7 protein-coding genes are annotated in these 6291 nt (G+C 59.1%); 4 read left to right on the plus strand and 3 right to left on the minus strand.

Features of this window, described 5'->3' with window-relative positions; genetic code table 11:
- Positions 1-4: 4 nt before the first annotated feature.
- Positions 5-792, minus strand: a protein-coding gene (locus tag ACZ7GB_RS19800; RefSeq protein ID WP_139291266.1) for an IS5 family transposase whose coding sequence is annotated in 2 segments (ribosomal slippage) — positions 5-453 and positions 453-792 — 789 coding nt in all. Because the reading frame shifts where the segments join, the coding sequence is not laid out codon by codon here.
- A 258-nt stretch (positions 793-1050) separates the two neighbouring features.
- Complete coding sequence (locus tag ACZ7GB_RS19805) at positions 1051-1215, minus strand: hypothetical protein (RefSeq protein ID WP_472160140.1); 165 nt, start codon at positions 1213-1215, stop codon at positions 1051-1053.
- A gap of 32 nt (positions 1216-1247) precedes the next feature.
- On the opposite strand from ACZ7GB_RS19805, the gene ACZ7GB_RS19810 reads away from it, so the two are divergent.
- The gene (locus tag ACZ7GB_RS19810; protein ID WP_472160142.1) at positions 1248-1718 is read left to right on the plus strand and encodes a nuclear transport factor 2 family protein; all 471 of its coding nucleotides are present in this window, start codon (positions 1248-1250) and stop codon (positions 1716-1718) included.
- Between the two features lie 269 nt (positions 1719-1987).
- On the opposite strand, the gene ACZ7GB_RS19815 is transcribed toward ACZ7GB_RS19810, so the two are convergent.
- A complete protein-coding gene (locus ACZ7GB_RS19815; protein WP_472160143.1) occupies positions 1988-2353 on the minus strand; it encodes a P-loop NTPase family protein in 366 nt (121 codons plus the stop codon).
- A 1493-nt stretch (positions 2354-3846) separates the two neighbouring features.
- On the opposite strand from ACZ7GB_RS19815, the gene tnpA reads away from it, so the two are divergent.
- From tnpA to tnpC, 3 genes are all read left to right on the plus strand, one after another.
- Complete coding sequence (tnpA, locus tag ACZ7GB_RS19820) at positions 3847-4284, plus strand: IS66-like element accessory protein TnpA (RefSeq protein WP_472158834.1); 438 nt, start codon at positions 3847-3849, stop codon at positions 4282-4284.
- The gene (tnpB, locus tag ACZ7GB_RS19825) at positions 4281-4634 is read left to right on the plus strand and encodes an IS66 family insertion sequence element accessory protein TnpB (RefSeq protein ID WP_472158832.1); all 354 of its coding nucleotides are present in this window, start codon (positions 4281-4283) and stop codon (positions 4632-4634) included. The genes tnpA and tnpB overlap by 4 nt, the downstream gene beginning before the upstream one ends.
- Positions 4635-4705: 71 nt before the next feature.
- Complete coding sequence (tnpC, locus tag ACZ7GB_RS19830) at positions 4706-6271, plus strand: IS66 family transposase (protein WP_472158831.1); 1566 nt, start codon at positions 4706-4708, stop codon at positions 6269-6271.
- Positions 6272-6291 lie beyond the last annotated feature (20 nt).

Here is a 6291-nt window from a genome sequence, read left to right on the forward strand (position 1 = left end):
TAGGTCATGTTGACAAATGGCGGAGCCAGAGGCGGATCGAGGCGATGTCGATGAAGCCAAGAAAGCTTTGGACGGTTTTGTCGTAGCGGGTCGCTACGCGACGGGAGTTCTTCAGCTTATTGAAGCACCTCTCCACGAGGTTTCTCAGGCGATAGAGGGGCCGGTCCACTCCGACGCGCTTCTTGCGCGACTTCCGCATTGGGATCACTGGTTGGATATTTCGGTTGCGCATGCCTTCTCGAATGCTGTCAGCATCGTAACCCTTGTCGGCCAGCAGAACAGAGGGTTCGGGCAGGTTGTCGTCCATGACGAGATCGAAGCCGAGGTAGTCGGAGGTCTGGCCGGGCGTGATGTCGGTTCGCATCGGTAGGCCAGCGGCATTCACGCGAAGGTGGATCTTGGTCGTGAAACCACCTTTCGAACGGCCAAGACCCTGTCGCGGAGTCCCCCTTTAGCGCCCGCTGCCTGATGATGGGCACGAACCACGGTGCTGTCGACCATTTGCAGCGCGTCGGGAACGATCCTGCTCTCGGTCAGCACCTCCAGGATCTGTTCCCAAAGTCCTGCAAGTGTCCAGCGGCGGAACTGCCGATACACACTCGACCATTTCCCGAACTCCTCGGGAAGATCCCGCCACGGCGCACCGGTGCGGGCAATCCAGAAAACGCCATCAAGAACAAGGCGGTGGTTCATCGGTTTGCGCCCGTTCGGGGCACGGGCTGCCAGGATGAACCGCTCAAAGAACACCCATTCCTCGTCCGACATAAGGTCTCGTGCCAAGCTGGTCTCCATCGCAGATACCAGCTTGAATCACGCCTATCCCGGGGTGTAAATCCCTTTTGTCAACATGACCTAGGAGACAAAGTGGCGCGGCGGGCATCAATAACTGGCTTGGTCCCGGCGTACTCATCAACGCCAGGACGGTCATTACGTACAATGTCCGGGTTTCAATTAGCATCAGTTGGCGCCCTTCCGTTCCCCCTCACTCTTACACTCAACGAAATTTTTCACAATTTGAACCGCCCCGGCTTGCCCGGAGGGGCGTTTCGTTCAGCGCGGAAAGCTGAAATTGGGCTCGCTGTCGACCTTCGCCGCACGCTGCCCGAACGGGAGCGAAGCCGGACAAAGCGGCCATTTGGTCGAACACGCATTGCCTTCTCGCGCCGCCAGCGATATCAGGCCTTCATGATCAGTCAGCACATCCAGCTTGCTCAAGGCACCTATTACCGCCGCTCCTGAGGCGGTGGATGGTGTTGCTGATCCAAACCGCCGTGATTGGGCGGTTTGCTTCTTCGGACATCCCCGGTCGCGGCTCTTTCAATGGAGCTAAAATGACGACCAAACAGCTTTGCATCGACTATCTAAAAGCCCTGAACGAGGGGAATCTCGCGGATGTGCGCGCCCTCTTCAGCGACAACGCGAAGGTTGTATCCCCGCTCTATGGGGTGCTAGATGCCTTTGATTTCTATGCCGATCTTTTCAAAGATACGAACAGATCAGAAACCTCGTTACTGAATGTGTTCGACACGTCTGAAATGTCGAAATCGGTTGCCCTTCACTTCCGATACGAATGGACCTTGGCTGACGGTAAGCTGGTGTCGTTTGAATGTGTTGATGTGTTTGAACTGAACGACGCGCGAGATCGGTTCGAGAAACTGACGATCATCTATGACACCGCCCCGCTTCGGCAGGACTTCGACAATCTCAGACGCACGTAAGCAAACCGCGTGGCCCGAGTGTGAATGGATGCGCTCGGGCCTCAATGGCGGAAATGGGCTCGGTGCCGTCATGCGGCGATGCAGAACAAACCTCGATCTTGGTCCGCTCTGAATGTCGGCTTCCATCTTTTCTGGGTGATCGGATTGTCACCGCGGCCAAGGTCCGCAATCCGCCCACTCCGCCATTTCGCCCTCCCTTTTTCACTACAAAGTCGGTCGGTTCTCGTGCGCCACGAGACCATCATCAGCTTGATCACCCCGCGCAAATCTTATCCGCGCTCGGCGCCTCGCAGCATGCCCACCAGCGCTTCGACCGTATCCGCCGGCAGGCCGCGTGCTGTCCCTTCGCGGCGCGCGAAATACGTCAGATGCGCGCCAGAAAGCGACGGGATATCGAGCACGCGACAGCGGCTCAGCAGCGGCGCTGGCACCGCCCGACGGTTGTTCGAGCTCAGAATCCAGCTGATCCAGCGCATATCGAACCGCACCCGGCAATAGGGGCAGCTCCAAGTCCGGGCGCTGAGGAGTCCGAGCATCGGCAAGAGTGAGTTGCTCAGCGCAAAGCTGAAGCCTCGATGTGAACGCACATCACCGACCTTATCCACCTCGTCGATCACGACGACCGGGTCGCCCACGCGCTCGCGCAGTAGCTTATCACTCGTCGTTGAGCTAACGACCTCTCGGAAAAACTGCCGATTGATCGGCTCTTCATGTTTAGACTGTTCAGCCTGCCGTAGCAGTGGGGTCGCGGCATCCGCAAGCGTGAAAACCTCCGACGGGATGTACCGCTGATTTGATTGAGCAATTTTCAGGCCTTTTCCTGGTGCAACCAATGAGAGATAGGTCGAAAGGCTTCAGTTCAAAAAGATCAGCAGACATTACCGCCCACACTTTCGACGTCGCTTTAGGCCGCTGAAACTTTGCATCAACGCCAAGAAAGCAGCGGGCAGATAGGCACCCGCAGGCCCTCCGAACAGCGCGAAAAAATTGCGATAGAAATTGGAAAAATTGCGATAAGTCGTGGAAAAATTACGATATTTCCGGAAATTTTTACGACACGATACGGAATTTCTGCGATACGACACCCTACAAGACATTGATAGAGCTACACAAATAGGGCTCCGAACAAAGAGAACATAGGAACACTTAGAAAGAGCACTGAGCGTGCTGTTTTTTGTCTTCCGTGGAGCCCGATCTGTGTCAAGCGCAGCTCAAATAAAACGGTGACAAACGTTTTTGGTCTGCGAACTACGTGCCTATCTCCCGACTAAGCAAAAGGTCATTCATGAGAACGGCAAGACAAATGGAAGTGGACGACAGGCTGGCGGCCCATTGAAATCTTCACGACACTTGGAAACCAGAAAAATCATTCTTGTTGTGTTAGACTTGGTGAGGCTCGTTTGGTTTGACGCGACGCCTTCTGCGTTTTGGATGCAAACCACAGCACTCAGCCGCGAGACGCTGGCATTCATCTTTCCAGCTCTGTCTGATGAGCATTAACAAATGACCTTTGCGCAACAGAAGATCATCCGTCAGCCGCCCAATGATCGCAGTACCTGCGTCATTCGAAATGATCCTTTTATCGGTTCGGAGAACACGAATGCGTCGAGCAAGAACGAACCGGCTTGCACGCTCAAGCCCGCAGGCAGCGTAGTCCGTACTCACTCGGATATCAAAGCCGGAGTTGGCCCGTTCGTGCGAGCTCGTGCAATACGCGAGCAGAAGTTCATTCTCCGAAGTCTCGAGAACGAGGCTTGGCCGGGCATATGGTGAAAACCCTTCGGAATAAGGGAAGCGAAACGAGACGATATCGCCTGAGCGTATCGGGGCGGTTTGAGCTTGAGACAACCTGAAGACACTCCATAGATGACGGCGTCAGCGGCGTGCCGACGCGGTGGCGTCCTCGCACCGCATCGGCACGTTGCTGATGGCGCTCGCTCAATCCCTGACAGAGCATTCGCAGCGAGCTGCGTAGGGCATCTTGGGGTGCCCGAGGGGTACAGCCGCCCTACATTTTTGCTGGGCTTGGACCTCAAAGAGCGTAAGCGCTTTGCCGCCCCCCTCCTGCCGCTCTGGGATCATCTGTGGGAGTCCTGTGCCGAGATGAGGCATAGGAGAGGACGGCAAAATGGACGGCTCTTTAGGCAGCTCAGCGGATGGCTACGCGGGCAGGATCGAGATTTACGAGGGCCGGTCGGGCCGGCGAATGCGGAGCGAGGCGGAACGGGCTCGGATCGCGGCGGAAAGCATGGCGCCCGGAGCGAAGGTGGCGGATGTCGCACGGCGACATGACGTGACCCGCTGGCAGGTCTACGATTGGCGCAAGAAGTTGATGGCCGGGGCGCTGGCTCTGCCCGCTGGGGCAACTGACGAACCGATGTTCGCGGCGCTTGTCGTGGAGCCGAAGCCGGCTCGGCCTGCATCCATCCCGAAAGGGTGCGGCAGTGCGATCAAACCCGGCAGGATCGAGATGGTGGTCGACGGTGTGACCCTGCATGTGCCGCCGGATATCGACGACGCGCAATTAACCCGGATAATCCGCGCGATCCGGGCGGCATCGCAATGATCTCGCCGGCTGGTGGGCTGCGCGTCTATGTGGCCACGCGTCCGACCGATTTCCGAAAGGGCATGGATGGTCTGGCGCTGTTGGTTCAGGAGGCGATGGATCTCGATCCGTTCAGCGGCGCGGCCTTTGTATTCCGCGCCAAGCGCGCGGACCGCATCAAGGTGCTGGTCTGGGACCAGACCGGCATCGTGCTGATCCACAAGCGCCTGGAAGGTGCGAAATTCGTCTGGCCCAAGGCGCAGGAGGGTGTGATCAAGATATCGCCAGCACAGTTCTCGGCATTGTTCGAAGGGCTCGACTGGCGGCTTGTTCGCCCCGAGCGTGTGCGGCGACCAGACTTGGCGGGGTAGGAGCTGCGGCAGAATGACTCGGGGATGATTTGTCGGTGGCAGGGCGCCGCCCCGTGTGCTTGATCGCAGTCATGACCGACACCGCTCTGGCCGAAGAAAACGCACTTCTGAAAGCCCGCCTCGCCGAGACCGAGGCGGCGCTTGTCGATGCGGTCGAGTCGCAGCGACGACTGGAAAGCATCGTCAGCGAACTGCGGCGGGAGAAGTTCGGGCGGAGATCCGAGAAGCTCGATCCGGAGCAGTTCAATTTGCCGCTCGAAGATGTTGAACTGGCGCAGGGTGTGCTGGAGGCGGCGCAGGAGAAGGCGCGACGCGCCCTGAAGGGACAAGGCGCTGCCGAGAGCGGCAGGCCGAACCGAAACCGGGGTCACCTTCCAAAACATCTGCCCCGGATCGAACGGATCATCGAACCCGAAAGCACCCTCTGCCCCTGCGGTTGCGGCGAGATGGCCAGGATCGGCGAGGACGTTTCCGAGCGGCTCGACGTGGTTCCGGCCCAGCTCCGCGTGCTTGTCACCCGCCGGCCCAAATATGCCTGCCGGCGCTGCTCCGGCACGGTAGCGCAGGCCCACGCCCCGGAACATGTCGTGCCCGGCGGGTTGCCCACAGAGGCCCTGATCGCGCAGGTCATGGTGGCCAAGTTCGGCGATCATCTTCCCTTCTACAGGCAGGCCGAAATCTATACCCGGCAGGGGATCACCCTGGACCGGGCCACGCTCGGCAACTGGGTGGGACGCGCCTGTTTCCACCTGCGTCCGATCGCCGATCACCTGAAGGAGCGGCTGAAAGGTGCGGACCGGATCTTCATGGACGAAACAAGAGCACCGGTGCTCGACCCCGGGCGACGGAAGACGAAGACCGGTTACTTCTGGGCCATCGTTGCCGATGATCGGGGGCACGGTGGCGCAGACCCTCCCGTGGTGATGTTCCACTACGCGCCCGGCCGCGGTGCCGTGCATGCACTTCGATTCCTTGAGGGCTATCGCGGGCGGTTCGTGCAATGCGACGGCTATGAAGCCTATGACAAGCTCACCAAGGTCGACCGGCCTGAAGGCCCATGGACGCTCGTCCATTGCTGGACGCATGCGCGTCGGCGGTTCGTGAAGCGTCTGGAAAAAGATGGGTCGCCGATTGCCGAGGAAGCTCTGCGCCAGATCGCCGAGCTCTATGCCGTCGAAAAATCCGTGCGCGGCTTTGCTCCAGACGCCCGACTTGCTGCCCGGCGCGACCTCTCGGCACCGGTCATCGCCGCTTTCCGTCCCTGGCTCGAGGCACAGCTCTCGCGCATCCCGCGTTCATCCAAGTTGGCCGAGGACATCCGTTACACTCTGGCGCGCTGGCCCAGCCTCACGCGTTTCCTTGAAGACGGCCGTCTGGAGCTGGATACCAACCCGGTCGAGAACCAGATCAGGAAGATCGCTCTGACACGGAAAAACGCGCTCTTCGCGGGGCACGAGGTCGGAGCAGAGAACTGGGCATTGCTCGCGAGCCTGATCGCAAACTGCAAGATGTGCGACGTCGATCCGGTCAGCTACCTCTCCGACACCTTGCGCGCCTTGCTCGATGGGCATCCCAAAAGCCGCATCGACGCACTCATGCCCTGGAACTACCAGATCCCGTCAAGCATCGCCGCGTAGGGGATCGGCAAAACGCTTAC

Source organism: Thioclava sp. PTB-PU3-1, from assembly GCF_055666785.1.